The 25951-nt window shown below is 36.6% G+C and carries 26 protein-coding genes; 1 reads left to right on the top strand and 25 read right to left on the bottom strand.

Annotation, left to right across the window (positions count from 1 at the left end; translation table 11 throughout):
• Positions 1 to 263 precede the first annotated feature (263 nt).
• Positions 264 to 1316: a M20 family metallopeptidase gene (locus M3204_RS12530; protein ID WP_251482199.1), complete on the top strand. Its 1053-nt coding sequence runs from the start codon at positions 264 to 266 to the stop codon at positions 1314 to 1316.
• Between the two features lie 26 nt (positions 1317 to 1342).
• Here M3204_RS12530 and M3204_RS12525 read toward each other — a convergent pair whose 3' ends face one another.
• The 25 genes from M3204_RS12525 to M3204_RS12405 form a co-directional block, all read right to left on the bottom strand.
• Complete coding sequence (locus tag M3204_RS12525; protein ID WP_251482198.1) at positions 1343 to 2521, bottom strand: hypothetical protein; 1179 nt, start codon at positions 2519 to 2521, stop codon at positions 1343 to 1345.
• A 141-nt stretch (positions 2522 to 2662) separates the two neighbouring features.
• Positions 2663 to 3847: an HD-GYP domain-containing protein gene (locus tag M3204_RS12520; protein WP_251482195.1), complete on the bottom strand. Its 1185-nt coding sequence runs from the start codon at positions 3845 to 3847 to the stop codon at positions 2663 to 2665.
• A gap of 231 nt (positions 3848 to 4078) precedes the next feature.
• Positions 4079 to 5305, bottom strand: coding sequence for an ATP-binding protein (locus M3204_RS12515; RefSeq protein WP_251482191.1), 1227 nt, complete (start codon positions 5303 to 5305; stop codon positions 4079 to 4081).
• Positions 5306 to 5481: 176 nt separating this feature from the next.
• Positions 5482 to 5835 carry an SCP2 sterol-binding domain-containing protein gene (locus M3204_RS12510; protein ID WP_251482188.1) on the bottom strand — a complete coding sequence of 118 codons (354 nt, stop codon included), beginning with the start codon at positions 5833 to 5835 and terminating at the stop codon, positions 5482 to 5484.
• Positions 5836 to 5954: 119 nt separating this feature from the next.
• Positions 5955 to 6746, bottom strand: a complete 792-nt coding sequence (locus M3204_RS12505; protein ID WP_251482185.1) for an ABC transporter permease — start codon at positions 6744 to 6746, stop codon at positions 5955 to 5957.
• Between the two features lie 11 nt (positions 6747 to 6757).
• Positions 6758 to 7546 carry an ABC transporter permease gene (locus tag M3204_RS12500; protein ID WP_251482182.1) on the bottom strand — a complete coding sequence of 263 codons (789 nt, stop codon included), beginning with the start codon at positions 7544 to 7546 and terminating at the stop codon, positions 6758 to 6760.
• Positions 7521 to 8546 (bottom strand): ABC transporter ATP-binding protein, encoded by a 1026-nt coding sequence (locus M3204_RS12495; RefSeq protein WP_251482179.1) that lies wholly within the window; start codon positions 8544 to 8546, stop codon positions 7521 to 7523. The genes M3204_RS12500 and M3204_RS12495 overlap by 26 nt, the downstream gene beginning before the upstream one ends.
• Before the next feature lie 289 nt (positions 8547 to 8835).
• Positions 8836 to 10374 carry a SulP family inorganic anion transporter gene (locus M3204_RS12490; RefSeq protein ID WP_251482373.1) on the bottom strand — a complete coding sequence of 513 codons (1539 nt, stop codon included), beginning with the start codon at positions 10372 to 10374 and terminating at the stop codon, positions 8836 to 8838.
• Between the two features lie 135 nt (positions 10375 to 10509).
• Entirely contained in the window at positions 10510 to 10806 is a 297-nt protein-coding gene (locus M3204_RS12485; protein WP_251482176.1) for a DUF5658 family protein, read from the bottom strand.
• A gap of 54 nt (positions 10807 to 10860) precedes the next feature.
• Positions 10861 to 11853: a nucleotidyltransferase family protein gene (locus M3204_RS12480; RefSeq protein ID WP_251482173.1), complete on the bottom strand. Its 993-nt coding sequence runs from the start codon at positions 11851 to 11853 to the stop codon at positions 10861 to 10863.
• A gap of 15 nt (positions 11854 to 11868) precedes the next feature.
• Complete coding sequence (locus M3204_RS12475) at positions 11869 to 13680, bottom strand: ABC transporter ATP-binding protein (RefSeq protein WP_251482171.1); 1812 nt, start codon at positions 13678 to 13680, stop codon at positions 11869 to 11871.
• A complete protein-coding gene (locus M3204_RS12470; protein WP_251482168.1) occupies positions 13656 to 14147 on the bottom strand; it encodes a S24/S26 family peptidase in 492 nt (163 codons plus the stop codon). The genes M3204_RS12475 and M3204_RS12470 overlap by 25 nt, the downstream gene beginning before the upstream one ends.
• Entirely contained in the window at positions 14137 to 14397 is a 261-nt protein-coding gene (locus tag M3204_RS12465) for a PqqD family protein (RefSeq protein WP_251482164.1), read from the bottom strand. The genes M3204_RS12470 and M3204_RS12465 overlap by 11 nt, the downstream gene beginning before the upstream one ends.
• A complete protein-coding gene (locus M3204_RS12460) occupies positions 14397 to 14879 on the bottom strand; it encodes a hypothetical protein (protein ID WP_251482162.1) in 483 nt (160 codons plus the stop codon). Before M3204_RS12460 ends, M3204_RS12465 begins: the two co-directional genes overlap by 1 nt.
• Before the next feature lie 335 nt (positions 14880 to 15214).
• Positions 15215 to 15391 (bottom strand): hypothetical protein, encoded by a 177-nt coding sequence (locus M3204_RS12455; RefSeq protein WP_251482160.1) that lies wholly within the window; start codon positions 15389 to 15391, stop codon positions 15215 to 15217.
• A 158-nt stretch (positions 15392 to 15549) separates the two neighbouring features.
• Positions 15550 to 15993 carry a VanZ family protein gene (locus M3204_RS12450; protein WP_285856940.1) on the bottom strand — a complete coding sequence of 148 codons (444 nt, stop codon included), beginning with the start codon at positions 15991 to 15993 and terminating at the stop codon, positions 15550 to 15552.
• A 133-nt stretch (positions 15994 to 16126) separates the two neighbouring features.
• Positions 16127 to 17293: an acyltransferase family protein gene (locus M3204_RS12445; RefSeq protein ID WP_251482158.1), complete on the bottom strand. Its 1167-nt coding sequence runs from the start codon at positions 17291 to 17293 to the stop codon at positions 16127 to 16129.
• Positions 17294 to 17359: 66 nt separating this feature from the next.
• On the bottom strand, positions 17360 to 18076 hold the full coding sequence (locus tag M3204_RS12440) for a metallophosphoesterase family protein (protein ID WP_251482156.1): 717 nt from the start codon (positions 18074 to 18076) through the stop codon (positions 17360 to 17362).
• A gap of 88 nt (positions 18077 to 18164) precedes the next feature.
• On the bottom strand, positions 18165 to 19715 hold the full coding sequence (locus tag M3204_RS12435; RefSeq protein WP_251482154.1) for a lipopolysaccharide biosynthesis protein: 1551 nt from the start codon (positions 19713 to 19715) through the stop codon (positions 18165 to 18167).
• 1 nt (position 19716) lies between these two features.
• Positions 19717 to 20748, bottom strand: coding sequence for a glycosyltransferase (locus tag M3204_RS12430; protein ID WP_251482152.1), 1032 nt, complete (start codon positions 20746 to 20748; stop codon positions 19717 to 19719).
• A gap of 39 nt (positions 20749 to 20787) precedes the next feature.
• Positions 20788 to 21981, bottom strand: a complete 1194-nt coding sequence (locus M3204_RS12425) for a glycosyltransferase (protein WP_251482151.1) — start codon at positions 21979 to 21981, stop codon at positions 20788 to 20790.
• A gap of 19 nt (positions 21982 to 22000) precedes the next feature.
• On the bottom strand, positions 22001 to 23095 hold the full coding sequence (locus M3204_RS12420) for a polysaccharide pyruvyl transferase family protein (protein WP_251482150.1): 1095 nt from the start codon (positions 23093 to 23095) through the stop codon (positions 22001 to 22003).
• 8 nt (positions 23096 to 23103) lie between these two features.
• Positions 23104 to 24297 (bottom strand): glycosyltransferase, encoded by a 1194-nt coding sequence (locus M3204_RS12415; RefSeq protein ID WP_251482148.1) that lies wholly within the window; start codon positions 24295 to 24297, stop codon positions 23104 to 23106.
• Between the two features lie 26 nt (positions 24298 to 24323).
• On the bottom strand, positions 24324 to 24758 hold the full coding sequence (locus M3204_RS12410) for an adenylyltransferase/cytidyltransferase family protein (RefSeq protein WP_251482146.1): 435 nt from the start codon (positions 24756 to 24758) through the stop codon (positions 24324 to 24326).
• Positions 24745 to 25920 (bottom strand): CDP-glycerol glycerophosphotransferase family protein, encoded by a 1176-nt coding sequence (locus M3204_RS12405; RefSeq protein ID WP_251482144.1) that lies wholly within the window; start codon positions 25918 to 25920, stop codon positions 24745 to 24747. The genes M3204_RS12410 and M3204_RS12405 overlap by 14 nt, the downstream gene beginning before the upstream one ends.
• Positions 25921 to 25951: the final 31 nt, after the last annotated feature.

Here is a 25951-nt window from a genome sequence, read left to right as displayed (position 1 = left end):
AGTCTTTTTACCTAAAAACCAATTTAAAATAAATGTAAAATTAACTATTTTAATAAAGTAATATATTGGGAAAATTTCTTCGAGTCTCTAAATTTGATTCTATTGGACTATCAGGTATATAATGGGATTTTTTATTGACAAGGGATAAAGCAAACCTGAAAATAAGTTTATCTGATTCAAACAACTGCCAACTATTTTGATGATTGAAACCGCATCTGAGTGGTATTGTAGTGTTAGAACCCTTTACGAGGAGTGTTTGTACAATGAAGGAACTATTAAAAGAACTGCTTTTGATTGACAGCTCCACGAAAGAGGGTGCCAATCAGGCGGTGGAGTTTTGCAAACAGTGGCTAATTGAGCATGAGTTACAACCTAATTTAATCGAGAATAACGGATATAAAATGCTAGTCTGTGAGATAGGCGAAGGAGAAACAACCTTTGTCTTCAATGGGCATGTCGATGTTGTCAGCGGAAAAAAGGAGCAGTTCGTTCCTGTTGAAAAAGAGGGCCGGATTTACGCACGAGGTGCAGCCGACATGAAGGCTGGGGTTGCGGCTATGATGTTCGCCATGAAAGAGCTGAGTAACCAAAGACTCGGCGTTAAAATCCAGCTGCAGATTGTATCCGACGAAGAAATTGGCGGTTATAATTGCTCGGGCTACCTTGTTGAAAATGGCTATCGCGGAGATTTCGTCATTTGTTCCGAACCTACTCAATTGGGGATCGCCTTGCAGGCAAAGGGCGTTTTACGGCTAGAGGTAGAAGTAAGCGGAAAATCCGCGCATGGCAGCCGGCCGTGGGAAGGTGACAATGCCATCGTAAAAGCTTATAAGGTCTATGAAAAGGTCCTTGAATTGCCTTTTACACAAGATAGCTCTGAGTTTTACCAGTCCCCATCAATCAATCTTGCCATCATTTCTGGCGGCGAGGTATTTAATAAGGTACCAAACCAATGCATTATGTCTCTCGATATAAGGTATCTTCCCGGGCAAAATCCGGATGTGATCGTGGAGCAAATAAAAAACATCTCTGGCGGTGAAGTGAGGATCGGCTTGAACGGAATCCCAGTTGCCACCGAGAGAGATAACCTGTTCATCACTCGGCTAAAACCTGTTTTGGAAAAGCACATTGGTGGAGAGGCGGTAATATTTGGCCAGCATGGAGCTGCGGATACCCAGTATTTCTCAGCACACGGAATACCCGCAATCGAATTTGGACCAAGCGGCGGGAACTGGCATGGGGATGATGAATTTGTGGAGTATGAGTCGATTGAAAAATATAAAGACGTCTTAGTGGATTTTATTAAGACTTACTGAAAAAGACAGCCTCACCGGCTGTCTTTTTAGCTGCTGTAACGATATTTCTTTGTCCAGGAATAAAGCAACAATCCCATTACCAATACAATTTGCAGCAAAAAGACAACCGAATCCCAAAAACGTATGCTAGAGATAGATTCTGTGAATCCAGGCAACATAATCTGATCCACGGCGAAAAAAAGTTGAGGAATGTAGTAATAGGCGGTGATGGCCATTGTAATAGCAACACCTGTAATATAAAAGCCCGCATATCGGCGGACGATTTTTTCCTCACCAGTAAATGTTTCTGTTTGTGAAACCTTAAGGAATGGCAGCCACTTTGCTAAAAAATTTTGCCCGTTTTCCATAAGATTATAGCAGCCGGTCTTGTTTTCAATCACATAGTATAAATCTGTTTTCATGAATACAGCAGCCTGATAAGTCAATCGAATGAATGTATCCAGCACAACTATCTTAAGCAGACCATTGAATACAGTACCTTCCATTTGGAAAAACTGAACAGTTAACGCCAGAAATAGAACTGCCATATCAAAATACATACCAGCGAGATAAAGTTTATTTCGCTTTTCAGCAGGCAATTTCCACACCTGCGACATATCCGTTTCCAATACGACGAAAAAAAGACGGTGGCCAAGTTCAATCTTTGCCGGCAGGCCCTCTGACCTCATCGCGAGTACATGGCCTAATTCGTGAAGCAGGACCAGCAAGAAGGAAATAAACAGCCATGCGGCCACGTTTTTGAGCATAAGATCGAAGACAAAAAGATCCGTATATCGCGGGAATAAGCCAGGATTTATTAACAACATGCCAATACTCGCAGCCAATAACCCTATATAGAGCTTTGCACTGATAGAATGAAAGAAAAAGCAGCCAATACTCGAAGGAATCCATGTAAAACCTGTGTTATCTTTCGGCTCTACAATCCTAGTTATCTCCTCACCATTAAGCTTACTCACCAGTTCAAGTTCTAGGAGCTGATGGATGAAGTCAATTATGTATACTACTTCCTCTGGATATCTTTCCTTAAGTTCATTTTCAATCACATCCAAAGGTTTACTTTGATCGATTAGCTCAATTGCATCAATACAGACTTTAGGCATTTCATAAAATTCGCCTGTCATTGTATCTTCTACAATGTAATGCTTTTTATCTTTTCGAATCACTAACGGACTGAGAGTAACTTCAGTGTCGTAGGTCAGCTCCATATGATCACCTTATTTAAATAATTAAGGGATGCAACAACACGCTAACATCCCCTCCCTATTATCAATTTGGTATAAATGCACACCACCAGCAAGTTGTTTTGATTTTGTTTAATTTGCGAATTTTCATGATGTCACCACCTCTCAACTAATATAATTTTGAACAGGAAGATCTTCATGCCATTTATATTTCACATGGAATGTGACCCATTCTGGAAAAACCTCTTTAAACTTTTCAACTAAGTCCGGATCAAACTGTGTACCTTGTCCTTCTACTATCCTTTTATAAGCATCTTCCACAGGCATTGCAGAACGATATGAACGCGATGATGTCATAGCATCGAAAGCATCTGCTATTGAAACTATCCTTGCTAAATAAGGAATATCATTACCTTTTAACTGCTCGGGATATCCCTTACCATCCCATCTCTCGTGATGAGATTTAATAATATCAATACTGTCACCGAGGCCCTTCACCTTAATAATAGCCTCTGCTCCAACTTCTGGATGCGTTTTAATAATTTCGTATTCTTCTTTTGACAATTTTCCGGGCTTCATGAGTATTGAGTCTGGTATATTTACTTTTCCTATATCATGTAATAAACACGCATATGTAAATGAACGCAATTCATCTTTTGTATATCTGCCAGTGGCTTCAGCAAGTGAGTTTGCATAGTACGCCACTCTTTCACTGTGGCCCTTAGTATATGGATCCTTTAGTTCAATAGTTGCAATAACACCTTTAACAATCCCCGATAGCTGATTATCATATGATGTCTTTATTGCTTCAACGTATCCTTGGTATCTCTTTAAAATTATGAAGCCTAATAAAGAAAGGATTATGATTACGGCAATTGGAAACAAAACCGCAGTTGTTTGAAGTAACAGTCCTAAAAATGTGTATTTAAAAATAGTTCCTAAAGAAACTGTCCAAAAGAATGCGGAATTCACAAAAATTGGAGCAAACAGTATTAAGAACACTTCCACAATATTTCCATTACTATACTCTACATTACTACCAAAATAAGTTACTGAATCGAACAGTATTGTTAAAAATGTAGAGCCTAGATAAAAAACATATTTTACCGAATAGAGTTTTCCCTTTCTTATCAAAGTCATTGCAATCGGAATTAATAATACGATTAAAAGGTGATAGTAATAGCGAGAATTGTCAAAAATCAATACTTCCTGCGACAAAACATATTTAGGATGTATATAGTAATAAAATATCTCAAATGAAATAAACAAAATATAAAACAATATCAAAAACCACTTAATTGCTCTTCTTTCCTCGTGGTGTAAGGATGGATCTTTTAATTTGTTTTGCATTTTATGTACCCCGCGTTTTCTGTCAAATGCCTAATTTACCTTCATATCGCCAGTATTCTTTTTAGTTTTATAGTTTTAGTGGAATAAGAAAAAAATGAATATAATTACCTAGTTTGACATACGCCAAATATCGACAATTTTCTTCATTATAAACCAAAAGGACTATCTGAAAAATAGTCCTTTTGGTTTATTTATTGGGTAATATTTCATTATTCTATTATAATTCTTCTTTTACTTTGCCAGAGGAAGACTTAATGTGACAGAAGATCCTTTTCCAAGCTTACTCTGTATTTGAAACAAACCACCATGTTCTTCAATAATTTTTTTCGTAACCATTAATCCTAGTCCGTTCCCATTTTGCTTAGTTGTATAAAAAGGTTCCCCAAGCTTAGCAAGCTTTTCAGGCTCGATTCCACATCCCTCATCGATTACAATGACCTCAGCAAAGTCTCCTTTTATTTCGGAATGAATAGTTACTGTGCCCCCGTCGACCATTGCTTCCATAGCATTTTTTATCAAGTTTATAAAAACCTGCTTTAATTGATTTTCATCACATAACAGCACTGGCGAATCGGTTAATTCTAGTTCGATGTTTATTTCTTTTCTTTGGGCATGTGGATCTATTACATTAACGACATACTGAAGAATATCCACCAAATTTTTAGGACTCTTAATTGCTGTACTAGGCTTTCCTAGAATCAGCAGATCCGTTACGATTGAGTTAATCCTGTCTATTTCATTAAGCATAATAGGATAGTATTGATCGTCCCCTTTATCCTTTTCCTGCTGAAGCTGAGTAAATCCTTTTAATGAAGATAAAGGATTTTTAATTTCGTGGGCAATAGCAGTTGCCATTTGGCCAATTACAGCTAGTTTTTCTTTTTGCCTAAGATCGTTATGAATCGAGGTAATGGCACTAACGTATGATTGAAAACGTGTAAGTAATATCCACGAGATTATAGCGATAAAAATAATCAATCCCAAAGCAACTATAACTTTAGGGGATTGGAACACTAACCCGGAAATCAGATATTTAATAAAAAATCCTAGAGTCATAGTCCAGAAAAATCGTTTATCTACAAAAATTGGAGAGAACAATATAAAGTATATTTCTAATACATGTCCACTGCTTAATTCTTGGTCGGATCCCCAGTAAATCATAAAGATATTAATAAAGTCCACCAGTATAAAAGAAAGAAAATATAAATATTTTATCCTTTCAGGCATACCTTTCCTTACCAAGTAAATCGCTAAAGGCAGCAACGCGAATAGAAGAATATGAAAGAAAAACCCTAAACCACCTGATGGTAAACCCACCTCTGCTTTGTTAAAATAAGGGACTACATAATAATAGATTAGATCATAAGGTAAAAGAATTAAATAAAAAGTCCATAAAAAAAACTTAACTGCTTTTACTTCCTCATATAATAACGCGGTATTTTTCTTAAATTGTTCCATAAGGAATCTCCTTAATTCTCATAAATAGTTAGCCTTATTATAACAGGATGTGTCACATCTTGTTACTTTTTGTCAGATTATAGTGCTGATTTTTAATAAATATTTTTTATGGATTGAAAAGAGTTTTTTATGGAATAAAAAATGGACCAGGCATTTTTGTGCCTGATCCTTTGTCATTATGCAGTTTCATTAAGGTTATATTCGTTTAAAATTCCTTCCAGCTTAAGGGCTAGCCCCATGCTACCCTGTACTTTCAGCTTGCCAGTCATGAAAGCTGCTGTTCCGTTCAGTTTGCCCATGATCATCTTCTTGAAGTTTTTGTCTGAAAGCTTTAGAGTGCAATCCGGATTAGCCTCTGGCCCCTCGATAACACGAGCCGTTCCGTAAGAGATCAGCAATTGGAATGTTCCGCTGTCATCTCCTGTTATGTCATACTGATATACAACATTCATTTCCAGGATTGGCTCTGGTTTTTCATTCATGACCCTCTCGATTTCCTGCCACACTTCCCTGATTGATTTGCTTTCCAACAATCTCGCCACCCCTAACAATCTATTTGTTTCATCATATTCGACCGAACTCCCATAGGGCAATCCGATAATGGCAGGGGTTATAGAAAATCCCCTACATTTATCGGGTTGATTTCAGCTTAACTGCCAGTACTTGCGAAGGCTTTCAGTCCTCTGTTCCAGAATGCATAGGCAATCACGCAGCAAACAATCGCTGCAACCGGGGTCCAAAGGGCGAATTCTTTGTAACCTGACTTATCAATAAAATAAGCCGCTGGATAAAATGCTGTGAATCCGTATGGAACAACCCAAGTGAGGAACATGCGGATGCCCTTGTGATAGATTGTCAGCGGGTAGCGCGCAAAGTCGCTCATGTTAAAAACGGCCCATACAATTGGCAGGCTGTCGATCATCCAGAAACTGAACGTCGCGAAAAATAAGTTTATCGCCACAAAGATCAAGCCCGAAGAAATAATCATTATAACCAGCATCCCGATTTCTGCTGCTCCCCATACTAAATCAAGCTGTGGAATAGCTGTGCCGAGTATAATCAATCCAATAATCAACTGGCCGAACCCGTCTTGATGGAGGCGGTCCGCCACGACATGGAACAACGGATTCACTGGCCTGATCAATAGACGGTCGAGTTTCCCCGGCCTGATGTACTGCCAGCCAAGCGTCCATAAATTATCAAAGAAAATCTGGTGAATCGACCTGCCCGTTGCTGCGATGCCGTAAATGAACAATATCTCGTAAAACGACCATCCATTGATCTGCTCAATGTGGTCGAAAACCACTTTTACAAAAAAGATGGATGCGAACTGCTCGAGCATGACGGAGAATACCCCGATCAAAAAGTCGATACGGTACTCCATCATCACCTTCATATGGCTCTTGGCAAACTCCCAATATAATCTCGTATAACGGCGCATATAATCGCCTCCTAACCTCCAAAAATCGTAATCTGTTTAATCGCCTGGGTCCAGATTACCCTTACCAATACATATAATGACACCAACCAGAAAAGCTGGATTCCAAGCGCCATATAAGCTTCAGTTCCGGTGATCAGCCCGGAATAAATCGAAACCGGCAGATAAACCATCGCCTGGAACGGCAGAAACTCTGTGATGATTCTGAGCCAATCAGGGAAAAGCGTGATTGGCACCAATGCCCCTGAGAAAAATGTAATCAAGGATTCCTTCAGCACCCTGACTCCCCAGACATTAACGGTCCAGAACGCAAGCACTCCGACCAGGAAATCAAAGAACGTGCCGATCCAAATACCTATAAGCGCACTAAGTGCAAAAAGTATGATCGTCTCAGGCGATTTTGGAAAACTTAAATCCATAAAAAAGTAAGCAATCAACACCATAGGGATTGTTCCCTGGATTAGGTACATGATTTTGCTGCCGACATCGACTGCAAATAATTTAAAAATCATATCGTAAGGACGCATCAGCTGGATTGCGACCTGGCCATCCTTGATATTCTCGGCGAGCTCATTGCCGACGCCGCCGACAAACCCCTGCAGCAGCATCGCAATCACGATATACGTCAGCATCGTTTCGAGATTAATATTTTGGATTGTTGTCTGGTTTGCATAAACCGCCTGCCAGAAGAAATAAATAATCAACAGCCGCATCACCGCAGACACGGTCCCTGCCCAGTACCAGGCAGAATAGGCAGTGTTCTCCTGCATCCGCCCTTTAGCTATTTGCCAATATTTCCTCATGCTTCCCCCCCTGTTCCTGCTTGTTGTAGAGCTCCTCTACGATTGTCTCAATCTTCGGATCCGCAATATTCAAATCACCAATTTCATACATGCTCATCATTTCTGATATGACGAACGAGCTCTTTACCGTCTCATGGTCAAAAGACAAGCTGACCTTCGTTTCTTCTTCGTTCGGTAAAAGTTCCACCTGTCCATCGAGTGACGCTGGCAGTACAAATTTTTCTTTATCGGCCAGTTCAAAATGGATGACACGCTTTTGGCCGAACTGCTTTTTAATTTCATCAAGGCCACCGTCATACAAAATCGTGCCGCCATCAATGATGATGATCCTGTCACAGATTTCTTCAATATCCTGCATATCATGTGTAGTCAGCAGCACTGTTGTGCCCCAGCGCTGGTTCATTTCTTTTATAAACTTGCGAATCTTTACTTTTACCGCAATGTCGAGACCGATTGTCGGTTCATCCAGGTAGACAACGGATGGCCTGTGAAGGAAGGCTGCAGCCAGCTCACAGCGCATTTTTTGCCCAAGCGAAAGCTGTCTGACCGGGATGCCGAGCAACGGCTCAAGATTCAAGACCTCCGTGAACATCCCGATCGTTTCCTCATACTCGTGCTCAGGAATCTCATAAATGTGTTTTAGCAGATTATAAGATTCACGCACTGGAATATCCCAGAACAGCTGCGTCCTCTGTCCAAAGACTACCCCGATGTTCACCGCGTTTTTCTGGCGGTTCTCATACGGCACAAGCCCATTCACCGTTACCTTGCCAGATGTCGGCGTCAGGATCCCAGTCAGCATCTTGATAGTCGTTGACTTGCCGGCACCATTCGCACCGATGTAGCCAACCGTTTCCCCTTGCTCGATGGAAAAATCAATCCCCTTCACCGCATGCTTAGTCTCATACTTCCTGTTAAATAGCGACTTAATCGCTCCTTTTAGACCTGGATCACGCTTAACTAATTTATATTCCTTTTTCAAATTTTCAACTGTAATCATCTATATCACCCTTCCATTAAAGAACGTACATTCGTTTTTAGACACAAAAAAACCACAGACATGCAGTCTGTGGTTGACGCAGTAATTTTACATAAAAAAATAAACGCTACTACACACAATACAGGCAGGCCGAAGGTAAAACATATGAAATTGATTTAGTTGCTTGATTAAGATCAATCATTTCGACTGCCTCCTTTAGAAATTTGAATACTTTCATATTGTACCTTTATATGAAAAATATGGCAATAACTTTATGAATAATAACAAGAGGCTGATTAGCCCCTTGTTATTATGATGGAATTAACACTTCTCCATTATTGTTGTGCAGATAAAGTAATAATTCCTCCATTGTATTAAAATGCCCGGTGGCACCAAACTTCTGGAATATATTCATCTTTCGCAGAATACCACCAAGGTCTAAGTCATTGCCGACAATATAAAGGTTCTGGCCTCGTTCCTTCAGCTGATCCTTGAGCTGCAGCAGGAGCAATGCACCAGAAGCATCAACTATTGTAACTTTTTCTAAGTCAATCACTATGTCATGGCTGTTATCCGAACTTATTGTCTTTGTTATGAGCTCTGTTGCTCCAAAATATAGCGGCCCTTCCAAGGTGTATACATTTAAACTATTTTTCGTTTTACTATTAATCTTAAATCCTTCATCACTCATCCGTTTCATGAAAATCAGCGCACTCATGACAATGCCGACACCAACTGCTACCATCAAATCGATAGCTACTGTCAAAATCATCGTCACCAGCATGACCGCTGCGTCCGTACGAGGCTCATCCTTGAGGATTTTCAAACTGTCATAATCGAACATCGTGATTCCAGTCATAATCAAAATTCCTGCCAGGACTGCGAGTGGAATTTCCTCTGCTAACGGACCGAACACAAGCATGAATAACAGCAAGGCAACACTGTGGACCATTGCCGAAATCGCTGTCTGCCCACCACTGCGCAGGTTTACTACGGAGCGAACAGTTGCGCCGGCACCAGGCATAGCGCCGAATAATCCAGCAAGTGTGTTACCGATCCCCTGGCCAATTAATTCCTTATTGCTCTTGTGTTTTGTACCTGTCATATTATCCATGACAACCGAAGTCAGCAGTGAATCGATCGATCCTAGCACAGCAATACTTAAAGCAGCTGGCATTAGCTGAATTAATGTACTTAAATCAGCTACAGGCAGATGGAATTGAGGCAGTCCTTTTGGGATTTCCCCAATTCTTGCAACGCTGTCAAAGAAGATAAAATCATTGATAAACGGCAGAGTGAAATGGACAGCCGGTACTACTTTTTCCAAAAGAATAACAACCACTGTTCCTAAAATCAGCGCCATCAAGCTTGGCGGAATGAACTTTATCCATTTTATCGAAACGAGCATAAATATAATGGTCAGTAGCACGACTAAAAAGCTGCCCGTCACATATTGCAGCTGCCCCATAATGATGATAATGGCAATCCCGTTCATAAATCCACTTACCACTGGCAATGGAATGAATTTTATATAATTGCCCGCCTTCAAAATGCCGAAAAGAATTTGAAAAAGCCCGCCAAGAAATGCCGCAATAAAGGCATACTCAAGGCCCTGTGTTGCAACAATACCAGTAAAGATAATCGTAATCGGTCCAGTCGGACCTGTAACCTGGCTCTTCGTCCCGCCAAATAAAGCAGCAAAGAACCCCGTGATAATGGCACCATACAAACCAATGATGGCCCCATCAGAATTACCCGTCGCCTGCATCCCAAAAGCCAATGCCAGCGGCAGCGCAACAACCGAAACTGTAATCCCGGCCAATAACTCACGCTTCATGGTTTGAAACATCAACCATACGCCTTCTTTCTTATACATGATAAGAAAATTATACTCCTGGAAAAATGGATATTGAATATGAAAATAGTAAAAAGAAGTGAACTTTTTCGAGGGTTAGTTAGAAGAGAGTAACATAGCTCTGACTGATCAGATGAGCTGGATCAGCCAGAATCCATGCAAGCATATCACTGAGGTATAACAAACAGCAGCAAACAAAGTCAGAGCTTTTATCAGATTTGATTTTGGAACTCTTTTATAGAAGATAAACAACCACAACGTCACAGAGAGAAGAATTTTTACCATGATGAAAACTCCCTGGTCCAGAGAATACAAACTCTCCATCAGCGGATTCACCTCTGTTATAAGCGAGTTTTCGAGTCCAGCCACTGTCAGGATTGCGTCGGCTAGGTTGAGAAGGGAAAGATAATAGAATAACAGGACCAAGTACAACACCTACCTTTTTCATATTATTATTCCCACCCCTCCACTCTCATAACACTATTTCTTACCGGGAAAAATCGTTTCAATCACTTCATTTAAAATATGGCTCGGAGTATCATAGCTGAAATATTGATAATCAATATAATCTGCATATTTCTTATAAAACCTGCTTCCATCCTTTTTAACACTTAAATTTAAGTAGTGCTTACCAGATTTATACGGGAAAGGCTTGATTTTATCTAGAAAAGGAAACTCTTGATATACAGTGGTAAGTGTCCGTACAATCCTTCTTCTTGTTTTGTGAGTTTCAGCAATTGCGACTAATTGTTCAAAATCTATTTCCTCTTTTAAACAATGAATTAGCTGAATAATATCCATAAAGTATTTCAGAGAATCCAAGTTGTGCCGCCATCCATGCAAGGTAATCATGTAAAATTCATGGGATGCGGATAATTCTTTAATAAAATCAGAATGTCCATGTTGTGTGGCTGCTCGCCAGAAATCATGTATAGAGAAATTCGCAGTTGACTCCTTCAGCAAATCCCAATGCAATTCAACAACCAACGGAATTTCCGAACCTGGCAGTTGCTTGCTGTAACTGCAATGGAAATGACCAGGAATCCTTTCCTCTTCAGTTGTGAAGCCGAGATTTTTAACCATTTTTACTGCTTCCTCAAGATTCTGTTCCTTGATTAACAAATCTATATCAGAAGTCCTCCGTGCACCCAAGTTTCCAAAATAAGTTTCTGCAAAAAAGACTCCTTTTAGCGGAACAACTTCTATTTTGTTGTCTTCAAATTGATTGAGAAGTAAATTAGTTTGATGTTTTACAAATAAATTGAGCTGCAAAGTTTGAAGGTATTGCTTCTTCAAGTACTGATAAAAAAAGCCAGGGATTTCACCGAGCTTATCTCGCTCTTTTAACAAATGATAGACCTGCGGCGCAATGGAATCGAAATCCTGATTACGTAAGAGCTGTTTATAATAGGAATCATCATTTGGCAACGCCATTCCCGGCATATACAATGCTTCCAGCAATTGAGTTGTCATGATTCGAACCTCCACTCATTTAGATACCAAGTATAAATGTTCCGCCTTCTTAGGCTTTAGTACAGTTGCATTCAGTTTTTGGTAGAGGCCCTCCTGTGCAATCAACTCTACATGTGTGCCAATCTGTACTACTTCCCCTTCGTCCAAAACAACGATTTGGTCCGCATTCTGGATTGTTGAAAGCCTGTGGGCAATCACAATTGTTGTTTTATCTTTCATTAAATGCTCGAGCGCTTGTTTTACCATGGATTCAGTATTGCTATCCAAAGCAGATGTCGCTTCATCCAGCAGCAAAATGGGCGCATCCTTTAAAATAGCCCTCGCAATCGCGATTCGCTGCTTCTGTCCGCCAGATAATTTAATTCCTCTTTCACCAATCTCGGAATCATATCCTTCAGGAAGCCCTATGATAAATTCATGGATACAAGCCTGTTTTGCCGCCTCAATCATTTCAAACTCAGTTATTCCCGGTCGCGCCATTAATAGGTTATCTCGGATACTTCCAGCAAATAAGAACGTTTCCTGAGGAACATGGGCAATTGCGCTTCTTAATTCTGACAGCGTCATTTCGTCTGTCGAAATCCCATCTATCAAAATCTGTCCCAATTGCGGCTGGTAAAAACCTTGAAGGAGATTGAACAATGTCGTTTTCCCTGCCCCGCTCGGCCCAACAAGAGCGACCATTTTTCCCGGTTCAATTTGCAGATTCAAGTTAGAGAAAATCGTTTTATTTTCATCATAACTGAATGTGACACTCTTAAATTCAATGGATTTTATGTTAGATTTTACAGGCGAGTATGCCGGGAGTTCTGATGAAGCAACAGGCTTTTCGACCAAATCAATGATTCTCTCGATCGCAGTAATCGACCTCTGAAATCCTGCCCACTGTCCTGCAATCCCTGTTAAAGGATAAACAAGATAGCCTACGAGATTCGTAAAGGTCAATAAAGAACCGATGGTCATTTCTTTTTGATAGACAAAATAAGCCCCCAGCGAGAGACAGGTAAGAAAGACAACAGAACTGATCAAGTAACCCCCGGAATAATACCAGCCCTGCAGCTTGGCGTTCTCTAGCTCCAATTTAAAGTAATCATCGTTTTCGCGTGTGAATTTTTCAAATATCTTCTTTTCCAATGTAAAAGAACGTATGACCTGGAATCCCTGGAATGTTTCATTCAAGGTGTTGTTGATCTCAGCAATCAAACTATGAAGCTTGCGGCCATTTCGTTTCAGCAGCAAACCAAAACCGGCACCTGCTACAATGGCAATAGGGGCAATCAAGACACTTATCAAGCACAAAACCCAGTTTATTTGGAATAGATAAATGAGGACGGCAATATAGGTGATCGGCAGTCGAATCAAATTAATCAAACTACTCCCCGTAACACCATCAATGCTGTGTATATCATTGGTAAAATACGAAAGAAGATCGCCGGAACGAAGGTTGGAGGCAATTCCTGCAGGCAGGCTGAGAATATGCTTGAATAAATGTTCTTTTAAATCCTTTTTCAAGCCATTTGAGGCAATCGTTTCAAAATAAATATCACAGAAGTTTGAAATGATATTCAGAACAGTAAGCCCAATCCCAATCGGAATCAGTCTTTTCAAATCTTCAAAATCACTTCGGATCGCTGCATCGGTAATATTTCCAAAGAACCATGCGAAAGCAAGGGTAAAAAAGATATCAAACCCTAATAAAAAAAGGAGTGCCGAATAAGCCTTCCAATGTTTATGAAAAAATGGCTTCAACATCGAAAAGGTCTTACGGATATCCTTCATTGAAAAGTATTGATTCGCAATCGTTACAAGCTGTTCAATTTTCGCCATAGCGTACTCCACAAATATGTATAGTGAGATTTCCAAATAAGATATTTTCGTAGTGCCCCTGAAAGGATGGGCAAGGCCAGAAGAAGTTTTCCCCACAGTTGAGGAGTGGAATCATCGGTGGATATCTCTTGTTGGTTCTTTTTGATAAATGTAAGCCTTCCAATCAGCTGATCTGCTGTAACTGGCTGATCATACCCCAGGTTCGTGTCCCCTTTGAACAGATAATGACGGACATCGTTATTCGCTTCCACCTCGATAAACCGGTGGGCAATCAGCTGTCCATGATCGTTGTGGAATAAAATGATGTCTCCCTTCATCAAGGAGCCAGGGCTGCATGGCACAAATCTGCATACATCCCCTCTCTTGATTAACGGAAACATGCTATTCCCATGAGCAGGCAGATCAAGAAATCCATCCTTCTCAATCGCAACCTTCAAAAAAAGAATCGTTTCCTGATCAAATAGCATGACTAATCAACCCACATTTCATTAAATCGGATAAGAAATTATCAATAGAAGTTTTTTCACACACCGCACCAAATTCCTGATCAATTGCCTCGCGGAGAGTATCCACCGACTGAGCCTCTTGAAGCTTCAGCCAGCAGAATCCCCCAAGCTCATTCAGCCTCGTGACCGTAAATTGTTCAGTATCCAGAATGATCCACTCATCCTCAATATGGGTCGCATCAAAGCTATTCTTTTGAATAAATTGGACCATTATGAAATCAGCTCCCAAAATGTAGGATCTTTACGGAAATACAGCTCATAAACCGGGACCTTCTCTACCAAAGTACGCAATAATCCCATAATCCGTTGCGTCTCCACCGGATCATGGCTCCAATAAAACACCTTATCCATCAGCGATAAAAGCGCATCTGGTTTGCGCGTCTTTTCCAGTCTATTCGTATCTGCCTGATGCAGAAGCTGGATGCCTCCTAATGGGCTTGGCTGTTGATAACCTGTGGATTGCAATTCACTGCGGAAAGGAGAATCGAATACAGTGATCTCATCTTCCGTGATTTTAACGATCGTTGCTTCGTCCGATAGTAGATCCCGAGGTTCGGAAAGCCTTGCAGCCGTCGACTTCCCTGCTCCCGAATGACCGGCAAAGATATGCGCCTTGCCATTCTGGACTGCGCATGACGAATGAATTATCAAGCCCCAGTTGTGGTAGACGATGTAGGAGCTATAGAGGTTCATAAGGGCGTGCTTCAACGCTAGTTCGTCGTGGACGTGGATGGTAGCTGATGTGTAGTCTGGGGTGGATTCTATTAGGTAATCGGATCTTTGAAAGGTGATTTTGTCTACTTGTTTTTTTATTGAAACTTCGTAGTCGGTGAATGAGCTACCGTAACTAGTTAAAATATTTACTTTCAAGTCTGGTACTTGAAATGTGTTTTCTATCTTTCCAAAAAACTTCTCACAATGGATAGATGGTGAAGTCGCGACGGAAATCTCGACAGTATGTTCTCCCATTTTACTCAGATATTTAAACATGACAACTCCAATATAATTAGTGTTTTTAATTCTATTTTCTAAGGCTTTTTTGGATGGTCCTTTTTTGGTTCATATGGATCGTGTGGATATTTGTCACCATCGCTCTTTCCAGGATCGCCCGAAACAGGACCGTGTCCTTTATTCCAGCTTTGTGAAGTTTCGAATTGAATTGGTTGGTGGCTTAAAACTAACGGCTGACCATTTAATTTTTCCACTTTCATAACCCCCTAACGTTCATTATATAGAACATTGAAATAAAAAATAATAGCGCGAATAACGCACTTATCTACCAATACAGTAAATTATAAAACAAGAGGTGTTCTTTTTAAAGAAAATCATTTCGACAAATAATTTATAAAAAAGTTATGCTATTTTAAGTTACACTTCTTAACCATCGGCCTATTTTTGAACTCTTTTTATAGAAATAACTTCGGTGCACCACCCACCAAAACACGACAATTCCAATTGTATCCTTCAATAGGTCTGCTATTGAAAAAGATCGAAACGGAACATACAACTGATGTATTTCGTCGACTATTCCGTAAGCAAGAGCGATTACTGCAGCAGTAACCTCTTGCCAGGTTCTCAACCTACCAAAACTGAGGAAGATTATCACTATACACAAGTACAACAAGCCAAATTGAAAGAGATGGGCGAACTCCAAACTTGCGCCGATAAGCAAATATACAGTTCTGTTTAACGTACTTGAAAAACCAACTAGACTCTCAGGGTCAAACTTACTTGATTGGATCCAAATGAAAGACATATAGCTAATGGTCAGAAATATAAAAAACAATCTTTTAAAAATCAACAGCATGAGTACCTTCCTTGGAATTAGGCATATAAATAGAATCCTATGGCTATCTTTATATCATTCTTTTCAAATTTTCTTTCTGTAATCAGTATACTGAATCAATTCCCCTTCACATGACAATTTGTTCACTTTCTAATTACACTTCACTATTCCTCGCTTTTGTTCTCCAGGCATTTTGATAATCTATATTAATATTGATTAGTAATTTACCAAGTTTAATAGCAGGCTTCTCTACCCAATAATACATAAAAGAAGACACGATTAAAGTGATTACAATGACGAGTAATAAAATCACCCACATTGGAAGAACCCCATATAATAAATGAATACTTGCGAATAGAACAATAAGATGTGTAAGGTAAAGACTGTATGAAATATTGCCTAAAAAGATAATAAGATTGTTCTTTAATATCTTTGAAAAAAGAGAAGAAGAAATTGCTAACATAATCAAAATCCCTGCTCCAAATGAAGTAAACCAAGAGTCTATTACAGTTCTGTAAAAAGGGGGGAAATCATTATATATGATACTTAAGATAAATGATGGATGAGCGTATAAATATAAACAGATTCCTGTAAAGAATAATACTAATTTCGATGTAATCTTAAAGGAAGAGATCTTATGACTTATATTGTCTTTGTACCTTGCCAATAGTGCACCGACTATAAAGATTGCTGAGTAATGAATTGATACATACGATTCTGTACCTGTAAAGTTTGGGCTTGTTTGCCAAAAGTAAATCATACTTAGTACTGATAACAAAAATGCAAATAATAATCCTTTCACAAAATTCATCCTCATTAAAATATACATAATAATTGGGAAGAAAAGTGAAATTCTCATTTCATGTACCAATGACCAAATAACATTATTTAGGTTACTCATAAAAGTTTTTACTAAAACAATATGAACCAATATAGTATTAAAATTTATAGATTGTGACCAATTTACATTAAACCAATTGCTTAGTCCCACAATTTCTTTAGTATAAAATAACCTCCAACTTATAATGGCTAGTAAAAAGGCAGCTAAGTAAGGAAGGTAAATTCTACACAGTCTTTTGATAAAATAGCCAAAATAATTAAAGGGTTTGTTAGTAATAAAAGGGAAAGACAAAACAAATCCACTCAAAACAAAAAATAATGTGACAGCCTCACTGCCTGCAGTAAATACACGTAATGGTCCGTATTCAAAAAGAATTTTCATTAGTAAAGTCTCATTAAATACTAAATAGATATGGCTACAGAACACAGTTAACGCTGCTATTCCTCGGAGTGAATCTAATTCTACTAAACGATTATTCATATATACCTCCCATATAAATAAAAACACCCCACTAATCAAGTGAGGAGTGAGCACCATAAAATATCTTTATATTTTTGCCTTTTGCAAGAGGTTTATCATGAAATCCTTGTTAGGATAATCTGATTCTCGAAATTGATTAATAACCTTATTGACATCATACTCAACTCTAATTATCGAGGTATGAAAGTTGCCACTATTAACTTCTACAACAGCATATGATGCTTTATTCAACCCATCAAAAGGAAGTCCCACACTGCCTGTATTAATAATACACTTCCCCTTTAAATACCTTATATAGGGCTTATGAATATGAGCATATACATAAAGATCTGCATCTTGAACTATCTGAGTTTTCATCAGTTTTTCCTCAGATTCATCAGAAGATACAACATCAAACAAGCTATTCGGGGTAGCATGATAAGCATGTATTTTGATGCCTTCGATCTCGATCTTCAATTCTGATGGTAGGTTGTATAGATAATCAACACTCTCCCTATCCATACGAGATAAAGTGTAGCCTCGTTCCTTATTCATTATTTCAAGAGCGGGATCCGGTACCTCGCCCTTTTGGATGCCTCGAACGATCCACTCATCTGCATTCCCTTTAATGACTGCTGTATTAAGCTTTCTCACCAACTCGACTGAACGTCGGGGTTCTGTCCCTCTATAACATATATCTCCTAATACATACACATTGTCGACATTCCGTTCTTTTATATCTTCCAGCACCGCTTCTAGAGCTGTGGCATTTCCATGGATATCTGATATAAATGCAATTTTCATATATTCTCCTTCTAAAGAATTCACTAAATTCTTGATCATTTAAGTAAAGTTTAAATAACTAAATAAAAGGAAAGAGAGTATTTTTTCCTTATCCCATAACTTTTGTTTTATTAAGCTTTACTTTATTTTTAATTTTTAGTTTTACTTTTAGTACATTCATTAAATACATAAATTCATCCGTTTTGTGAAATATAATAAAATAAATAATATTAATTATTAGTAGGCAAACTATCCCCTTGGAAGCTAAAGATACAAAGTTATTCTGAAATGGAATCCAAGTACAAAAGAATGTTGTTACACTACCTGCAATAATAGTTAATACAGCATAAAAAACATATTTCTTATAATAAATATTGACTGGTCTATTGAAGATTTGCTGAAAAACCAAATTAGGTGCTTTCCAAAATACAAATAAAATACTTATAGTTGTACCAAGAAAAATCCCGGTTATTCCTAATATCTTCACTAATAATATTGAAGTCACTAAATTAATCCCAGCACCTATCAATGGCATATATTTATCTTCAACAAAAATCCCACCTTTTACCTTAAATGTAAAAACCGAGGACCTTAGCCCACTAATGTATATATTTATAAGTAATATCACTACAGCTGATTTTTCTATTAAGTATTCCTTTCCGAGCCACCAGCTAATAAAGGGATCTAATAGATTATATAAAAAAATAACACTTACGGAGTAAACCCAAAAATTTAAAAAATATACCACATTAAAGACTTTGTATCTATTCGTATTGCTTTCTATCGCAATTAAATTTCCAACACTAGCACCTATACCATTAAATAAAGGTGCTAAAAAAGCAGTTAGCTGCCCTGTAATCATTGAATAATTTGAATATAATCCGACTGTAGTAAGTCCTAAAAAAGCTGAAATCAATATATTATCGCTACCATTTAGTGCAAAGCCTCCAATATTATGTATAAATAAGGCTTTTACTTTAGTAATGATACTGGCTTTTTCTTCATTTTTTATTAAGAATTTTTCCTTTGTATTGATAAATGGATACCTTTTTGAAACGATTAAACTACTTATAATGTTTTGCAACATAAATATAAAAAGTTCGATTAATAGATATATAATATAATTTCCAGTAATTATTAACACCAAGATTTTTGCAATAGTAATAGTTATTTGGAAGACTAAATTCAATGAAGTTAACACATACCCTTTTTGATCAGAAATTATTAGAGATATTTTATGTGCATTTAAATATGTAATTATATTTTTTGCAACAAATATAAAATATGCTACTGTAATATATGAAATTGACACTTCACCTTTCATAAAATAACCAAGGAAAGGATATAAAAAGATACTAAAAATAAGAATAATCAAAGCAATTATTTTATAAACTTTCTTATATAATTGAACTAAAGCAATAACTGTATAATTATCCTTAATAGCTAAAGGTTTATATAATGAAAATACAATAGCCGTGCCAATTCCACTTTCAACCAATGCTAGCATCGACAAAACATTAGTTAATAGGCCATTGATTCCAAGATACTCCGCACCTAGACTATCTAAAAATACCTTACGAGAAATAAATCCTAATAAGACTATTACAAGTTGGGCAAGTATACTAATAAAAATATTTTTAATTGAGTTATTAGTTCTCATATCATGCTAACCTATCTATATAACTTTGTAATTTATACTTCGCATTTACAATATTCATAAACAAATTTTTATTATTAATAATACATACTATTTTTAATACCTTGTAAAAACTTGAGGGACATTTATAGGCAATAATATCTTCTTTAAACTCTTTATCATTAAGAATTTTTGATAATATTTTATCTTTACTTTTTTTTGGGAGACTTTGTCTAACTACATCTTGCATATGCATTAAAGTGACCTCCATATAATGGTTCCGTACAATTTTTATATACTGGTTGTAATTATAGTTGTTACAAAGATCAAGTAATAATTTTTTATTCCCTAATACATATTGATACAAATCCGCTCTAAATATCTTAGTTAACGATTCCCTTTGGTGAATATAATAGTTATATAAGGGTTTATCAATAAAAACCATCTTTTTAACTACCGTAAGTAAAATTATGTTTAACTTAAAATCCTCACTATGATTTTTATTTTCATCAAATAAAATATTATATTCTTGGAATACTGATTTCTTATAAAGTTTATTGACACTGGAGACTAAACTAAAGGTACTTCCTTTTAATATTGATGGAAGTATATCATTAATAATAGTAGGTTGATGTATTGGAGAATTGATCACAGGCCATATCCTTGATAAGGAAATCGAATTATCAGATACATTTATAGACTTTATTGGACATATTACAATATCCGGATCATATTTATAAGCTGCCTTCATAAACTCTTTATACATATTAGGCTCAATAGCGTCGTCTGGATCTACAAACGCTAAATAATCACCAACAGCGTTTCGAATCCCCATATTTCTCGCTGAGGAAACTCCACCATTTTCTTTATGGAAGACACGCACTCTTTTATCTTTCATACCATAGTAATTACATATCTCTCCACTCTTATCAGATGATCCATCATTCACTAAAATCAACTCAAAATTAGTATATGTTTGTGCCAAAATCGAATCTATACATTGATGTAAATAAATTTCCACATTAAAAATTGGCACGATAATACTTATTGTGCTCATTTTATTCTCCTTTGAAATAGACGTAATTTAAACCTTTACTTATTTATTCATTAATGTAAGCAACTTATCTATTTGTCTTGTATTCTCTACTTCAACATCATGCAAATTTTCACTTAGCATTTTACGTAAACTTGGAGATTCCACCAATAGTTCAATCGCATCATACAACTGGTTTTCATCAATATCGACAATAATCCCGGTCCTACCATTTATTATTTGTTCATTTACACCATTTACTTTTGTAGATACTATTGGTTTCTCTAGACACCTAGCTTCAATAACAGTAATACAATAACCTTCGTATCTAGAAGGCTGCACATAAATATCACATTGTTCCATATAGGGATATGGATTGGTATTTGCGCCAAGGAGTATAAAGTGATTTTTCACCTTGTATTTTTCTATTAACCTTTCATAATCTTTTCGTTGGTGTCCCTCCCCTACACAGTACCATCTCACCCCATGTCCTTTTTTTATTAATTTTGCTAACACTCGTATTGCCATATCCTGTCCTTTTTCGCTTGATAGCCTTCCGACAGTTAATATTCTTATACCTGTAAAATCATCTTCAAATCCCGAACCATTCTTTGATTTTGAACGAATTTCATATGGTGATACAACATTATAAAATTCTGTTGTTAGGTCTTTTAACTCTGGAAGAGTGGTAACTAACTTGTTTTTTGCTTCTTTTGAAACAACAAATAACCTATCAAATTTTTTATATAATCTCTTCGCGAATTTTTTATTAAAACCTACCTTAGTAATATCAAAATGTATCCACTGTATTTTCTTTTTAGCGTTTATTTTATGAATAACAAAAAAGCTTATGAAGTCCATCGGACCTGCATAAGCTATAGCAGCATCATATTTGTTTTCCATGACTGAATGACCTCGAAGAATATATTTCAGCAGAATACTTCTTTCCCCCGAAATAAAGGAGATAAAAAATAGTACCAAGTATATAAACGCTTTTATAAACTTCATTTGCTTTAATAACTTTACAAGTGAAGTTTTAGGTGGATCATTAAGTAGTTCTTTAAAATTTTTATAACTATCCACAAATTCAACCTTAACTTCTTTCGGAATAAAATCCATCAATCCGCCATATTTCTCTAACATGAGTATTGTAATTTCATACTTCTCTTCTGGTAACTCGGAAATCATATTAAGTAACGCTTTCTCAGTACCACCAATATTCATATTTATTACCATAAATAATATCTTTTTTTTCACCTAAAAAACTCACTTTCTGTTAACAAATGAATTCATCTAATTTCTCAAATTGACTACTTGCGTTTAAAATCAGGTTATTTGAGCTAAGCCTATTTACTAAAGATGCAGAAGTTACTTCACTTACCTTAACTTTACTTATGTCCTTGATATAGCAACCATGCTTTTCCATTTTTAAATCTTCTAATATATTGTAAGTCTTATCGCTATATATTAACGGAAAAAAACTTTGCCCCAACACCAGGGCTAAAATAATTGAATGAAATCTAGTTCCAACGATAGTCTCACATGTGTTAAATTGATTTAAAAAATAATCTATATCCTTATCGTATTCAATTATTTTTATATCATTTTTATATTTTTCATTCATGAGATTTCTGATATGTTTAATGATCTTTAAATCTCCCTCTTTTTCACAAAAAGAAAACAATTTAATTTTATAACCAAGGTTAATATACTCTTCCATTAATTGAATAATCTTTTGATTATAGGAATTAAAATGTCGATTTAAACCTTTCCTTTTCTCAAGATCAATTATGGAAAACCCAACACATTTCTCTCTTACTTGATATTGCTTAATATCTAAATTAAAAACTATATCAGGAGCAAACCTTACATTTGGGAGTTCCTTGAATAAATTATGTGAGAGAGAATCTCTAAAACATATATCATCAAATTTTCTAAAAAACTGTTTATGTCTCTCAATAAAAAAGTCATCCTTGAAAGGTCCAAAGTTCGCTCCAAGAATAAATATTTTCTTATTATTTTTTTTAAATATATTAGGCATTAAATCTCTGTCGACTAAACCTCTTTTCCAATTTGGACTTTCCATAAAAATAGATCCACCTATGTTTAAAAATGCATCAAATTTTTTAAATTTTAAAAAGTTCATATTTATTTTAGAAAATATATCTACTGACCTATTCCCAAGCATCAAATTCATTGTTTTAATGATATTTACATTTTTATATTTTTGGAAAATCTTTAGGTAATCTTTATCTGCTGTAAGTAGATAAAATTCAGCTTGTGGATAGCGGTCAAAAAGGATTTTTAAAAATAAATCGTCCCCTAAATTTTTTGCATAGTAAGCATTTACTAATATTTTCTTCTTAGTCATATCTTCTCCTACCCTATTAATTGATAAAACTTTTCTAGTTCCTCAGTATTTCCCTTCTTCTCTGTCTTCAGGTACTGGACAATATTCTCTTTAAGTTCATTATTTGTTATTATCCTAAGAATACCTTCATAAACAGCTACCGGATTCATATCAACTACCAATCCGTTTTTTTGATCAATCATCTGATTAAAGACAGCATCAAATTTCGTAGTAACAACCGGGACATTCAGCATTCTGGCTTCTGCAATCGCTAATCCAAACCCTTCAAATCTAGAAGTTTGCACATAAATATCTGCATTTTTTATAAAGGGATAAGGGTTTGATTTAACTCCCAATAATTTAAATTCTTCCGTTAAACCTTTTTGCAGGATTAACTCTTTTATTTCTGATTCTAATGGCCCTTTACCTAATGCATACCATCGGAAATTAACACCTTTTTCCTTTAGCTTCTTGCATGCTTCAATTGCAATATCATATCCTTTTTGATGAGCAAACCTTCCAATGGTTAGAATTCTAATTCCTTTAAATCCATCCTGATAAATATTCTTATCCAGATTGGCCATTTCAGTTATAAGATATGGATTATTTATGTCGTATATCACGTCGATTTTATGGGCGAAGATTGGAAAGGTTTCTAAGAGGATTTCTTTGGTAGATTCTGAGACAGCAACAATGCGATCATATTGCTGATAAAATTCTTTTTGAAATTCCTGGTCTTCTTCATTTAATCTATAACTTACGTTAACCCAGGCAAACTTTTTAGCTGCTTTTACTTTTTCTGCAACATAAAACGTTGGAATACCTTGTGCATAACTGATCGCAATATCATAAGCTTTAGGATTTTCCTCAATTACTTGTGACGCACTTTGCCAATATACTCTAGCTTTCTGAGCATTGCTATATTTCTTTCTCCTGATTTCGACCGTGTATCTTAGCCTTGAAGATAACATGTCATATTGAAATTTTTTTGCAGAATACCATACGGCACTTTTAAGTGGCATATTAGTAAATTCTGTATAATGCAAAGGTTCCAGTATATTTACATATGAAGGAACTAACTTTTGTAGAGCTCCTCCATGCCCAAATAACATTAGATCCACATTATATTTAGTATGATCAATTAATGATAATAAAGTTACGAGGCTCTTTTCCGCACCTGCACAATCCAGTGAGTCAATAACAAAAAGTAGTTCTTTTTTCATCTTTTATCACTTCACTTTGTATATTTCTATTGGATTACTTTTTCTTTAGCTTGAATTATATGCTTAAGTTCTGTAGACGAAACCCCTTTTGTATAAGGAAAATAAACAATCTCCACTCCAACTTGTTTAAATTTTTTCTCTACTTCACTGAATAATGGACTGCCCTTCCAGTCATCGCCAACAAACATGGCATCAAATTTGAGGTTTTCCCATGCCGAAAATTTATCGCGATTCACTTGGGGGACCACCATGTCTACATATTTAATTCCTTCTATAATTTCTGCCCGATCTACATATGGAATTACTGGTTTCTTATTCTTGTATTCCATTACCAGCTCATCAGTACTGACACCAACTATTAAAAATTCACATTCCTCTTTCGCTTTCCTTAAAATGTTTAAATGACCTACATGAAACAGGTCGAAAACACCTGTTGTATAACCGATTTTATACTGCTTCATTCATTACTCTCCTTTCTTTGCCAAAACAGATTTCTTCTAGGCGGGTAGCCAGGTTCTTTGCTGCATAACCATCTTCATAGGATCCTATTTTTGATAAGAAGCTCTCTAACTCTTTTCTATAAACTGTCTCATCATAACTTTGAATTTTCCGCATAAGTTCTTCGTTGTTTAAAACACTAGTAAACGGCAATTCCCTCAAATCAAAATATAAACCTCGTTCGTTTTGTGTGTAATCTTCCAAGTCAGGGACATATAAGAAGCAAGGTTTTTTAGTGACTGAGTAATCGAATACCAAAGACGAGTAATCTGAGATAAGGAAATCGGTGATACTTAATAGTTCCTGGATGTCATCATATTGGGTAACATCCATAACTAAATCATTAGCTGTTATTTGATTTGACACTGACATAAGGTGAGGATGCAGCTTCACTAAGATTATCCACTCTCCTCCAAACCTCTTAGCCAGTGTTTCCTTTACTTTTGAAAAATCGAGGTTATAGACATCAAGGTTTTTATCTTTTCTGAAGGTTGGTGCATAGAAGGCAACTTTGCAGGATGACGGAATATTAAGTTTAAAAAGTATTGATGACCTCATGTCGTTATTTGCATGGACAAGGATATCGTTTCTTGGGGTACCATACTTAAAAATCTCTCCACCATACCAAAAGGCCCGCTTAAAGATTTCGGTACTATAATCACAGCCGGATAGCAATAAGTCACACTTTTTCGAATCTTTTTTTGCTATTTGTACATAGCTGGCAGGAAGATTTCCCTCAGCATCTTTTTCGATCTGTTTTAAACGCAGTGAACTATGCCAGGTCTGTATGTAGTATTGCTCTTTCCTTTTTATAAACAAGTCAGTAGTTCTGAAGTTTGTTATTAACACCTTGGATGTACAAAGCTCATAAAAATAGCGAAGCGACATAGTTTTCACTTTTCTTATCCCTTCAATATCCACCTTGGAATCTGGGTCATTGAACGCCCAAACCAAGTCGAAGTAATCTTTTGGATAAGTTTTTAGAATATATTCAGTAATATACTTCGGACTGCAGCCATATTGGCTTCCGTAGTAACTGAACAGGAAAACTTTATTCTTCTTAATAGGTAAACAGTTAAAAAGATAGATAATTACCAGTGAGATATACTTTTTAAGGAATTCCATAAAAATCTCCTAATTATGCATAGTAAAAAAA

Origin of the sequence: Mesobacillus subterraneus (assembly GCF_023715485.1) — a bacterium.
GTDB lineage: Bacteria > Bacillota > Bacilli > Bacillales > Cytobacillaceae > Mesobacillus > Mesobacillus subterraneus_B.
Note: the sequence above shows the minus strand (reverse complement) of the source record. Positions and strands in the feature narration are given on the sequence as shown.

What these genes read in the sequence shown, in the direction of transcription:
- M3204_RS12515 (WP_251482191.1), bottom strand. Translation starts at nt 5,305, where the DNA reads ATGGAACAATTTAAGAAAAATACCGCGTTATTATATGAGGAAGTAAAA.
- M3204_RS12450 (WP_285856940.1), bottom strand. Translation starts at nt 15,993, where the DNA reads ATGCTGTTGATTTTTAAAAGATTGTTTTTTATATTTCTGACCATTAGC.
- M3204_RS12470 (WP_251482168.1), bottom strand. Translation starts at nt 14,147, where the DNA reads ATGCTATTTGATCAGGAAACGATTCTTTTTTTGAAGGTTGCGATTGAG.
- M3204_RS12495 (WP_251482179.1), bottom strand. Translation starts at nt 8,546, where the DNA reads ATGATTACAGTTGAAAATTTGAAAAAGGAATATAAATTAGTTAAGCGT.
- M3204_RS12520 (WP_251482195.1), bottom strand. Translation starts at nt 3,847, where the DNA reads ATGCAAAACAAATTAAAAGATCCATCCTTACACCACGAGGAAAGAAGA.
- M3204_RS12440 (WP_251482156.1), bottom strand. Translation starts at nt 18,076, where the DNA reads ATGAAAATTGCATTTATATCAGATATCCATGGAAATGCCACAGCTCTA.
- M3204_RS12505 (WP_251482185.1), bottom strand. Translation starts at nt 6,746, where the DNA reads ATGCGCCGTTATACGAGATTATATTGGGAGTTTGCCAAGAGCCATATG.
- M3204_RS12430 (WP_251482152.1), bottom strand. Translation starts at nt 20,748, where the DNA reads ATGAGCACAATAAGTATTATCGTGCCAATTTTTAATGTGGAAATTTAT.
- M3204_RS12475 (WP_251482171.1), bottom strand. Translation starts at nt 13,680, where the DNA reads ATGGCGAAAATTGAACAGCTTGTAACGATTGCGAATCAATACTTTTCA.
- M3204_RS12490 (WP_251482373.1), bottom strand. Translation starts at nt 10,374, where the DNA reads ATGTTTCAAACCATGAAGCGTGAGTTATTGGCCGGGATTACAGTTTCG.
- M3204_RS12410 (WP_251482146.1), bottom strand. Translation starts at nt 24,758, where the DNA reads ATGAAGCAGTATAAAATCGGTTATACAACAGGTGTTTTCGACCTGTTT.
- M3204_RS12465 (WP_251482164.1), bottom strand. Translation starts at nt 14,397, where the DNA reads ATGGTCCAATTTATTCAAAAGAATAGCTTTGATGCGACCCATATTGAG.
- M3204_RS12525 (WP_251482198.1), bottom strand. Translation starts at nt 2,521, where the DNA reads ATGGAGCTGACCTACGACACTGAAGTTACTCTCAGTCCGTTAGTGATT.
- M3204_RS12420 (WP_251482150.1), bottom strand. Translation starts at nt 23,095, where the DNA reads ATGACTAAGAAGAAAATATTAGTAAATGCTTACTATGCAAAAAATTTA.
- M3204_RS12480 (WP_251482173.1), bottom strand. Translation starts at nt 11,853, where the DNA reads ATGACAACTCAATTGCTGGAAGCATTGTATATGCCGGGAATGGCGTTG.
- M3204_RS12460 (WP_251482162.1), bottom strand. Translation starts at nt 14,879, where the DNA reads ATGAACCTCTATAGCTCCTACATCGTCTACCACAACTGGGGCTTGATA.
- M3204_RS12530 (WP_251482199.1), top strand. Translation starts at nt 264, where the DNA reads ATGAAGGAACTATTAAAAGAACTGCTTTTGATTGACAGCTCCACGAAA.
- M3204_RS12445 (WP_251482158.1), bottom strand. Translation starts at nt 17,293, where the DNA reads ATGAATAATCGTTTAGTAGAATTAGATTCACTCCGAGGAATAGCAGCG.
- M3204_RS12435 (WP_251482154.1), bottom strand. Translation starts at nt 19,715, where the DNA reads ATGAGAACTAATAACTCAATTAAAAATATTTTTATTAGTATACTTGCC.
- M3204_RS12415 (WP_251482148.1), bottom strand. Translation starts at nt 24,297, where the DNA reads ATGAAAAAAGAACTACTTTTTGTTATTGACTCACTGGATTGTGCAGGT.
- M3204_RS12500 (WP_251482182.1), bottom strand. Translation starts at nt 7,546, where the DNA reads ATGAGGAAATATTGGCAAATAGCTAAAGGGCGGATGCAGGAGAACACT.
- M3204_RS12405 (WP_251482144.1), bottom strand. Translation starts at nt 25,920, where the DNA reads ATGGAATTCCTTAAAAAGTATATCTCACTGGTAATTATCTATCTTTTT.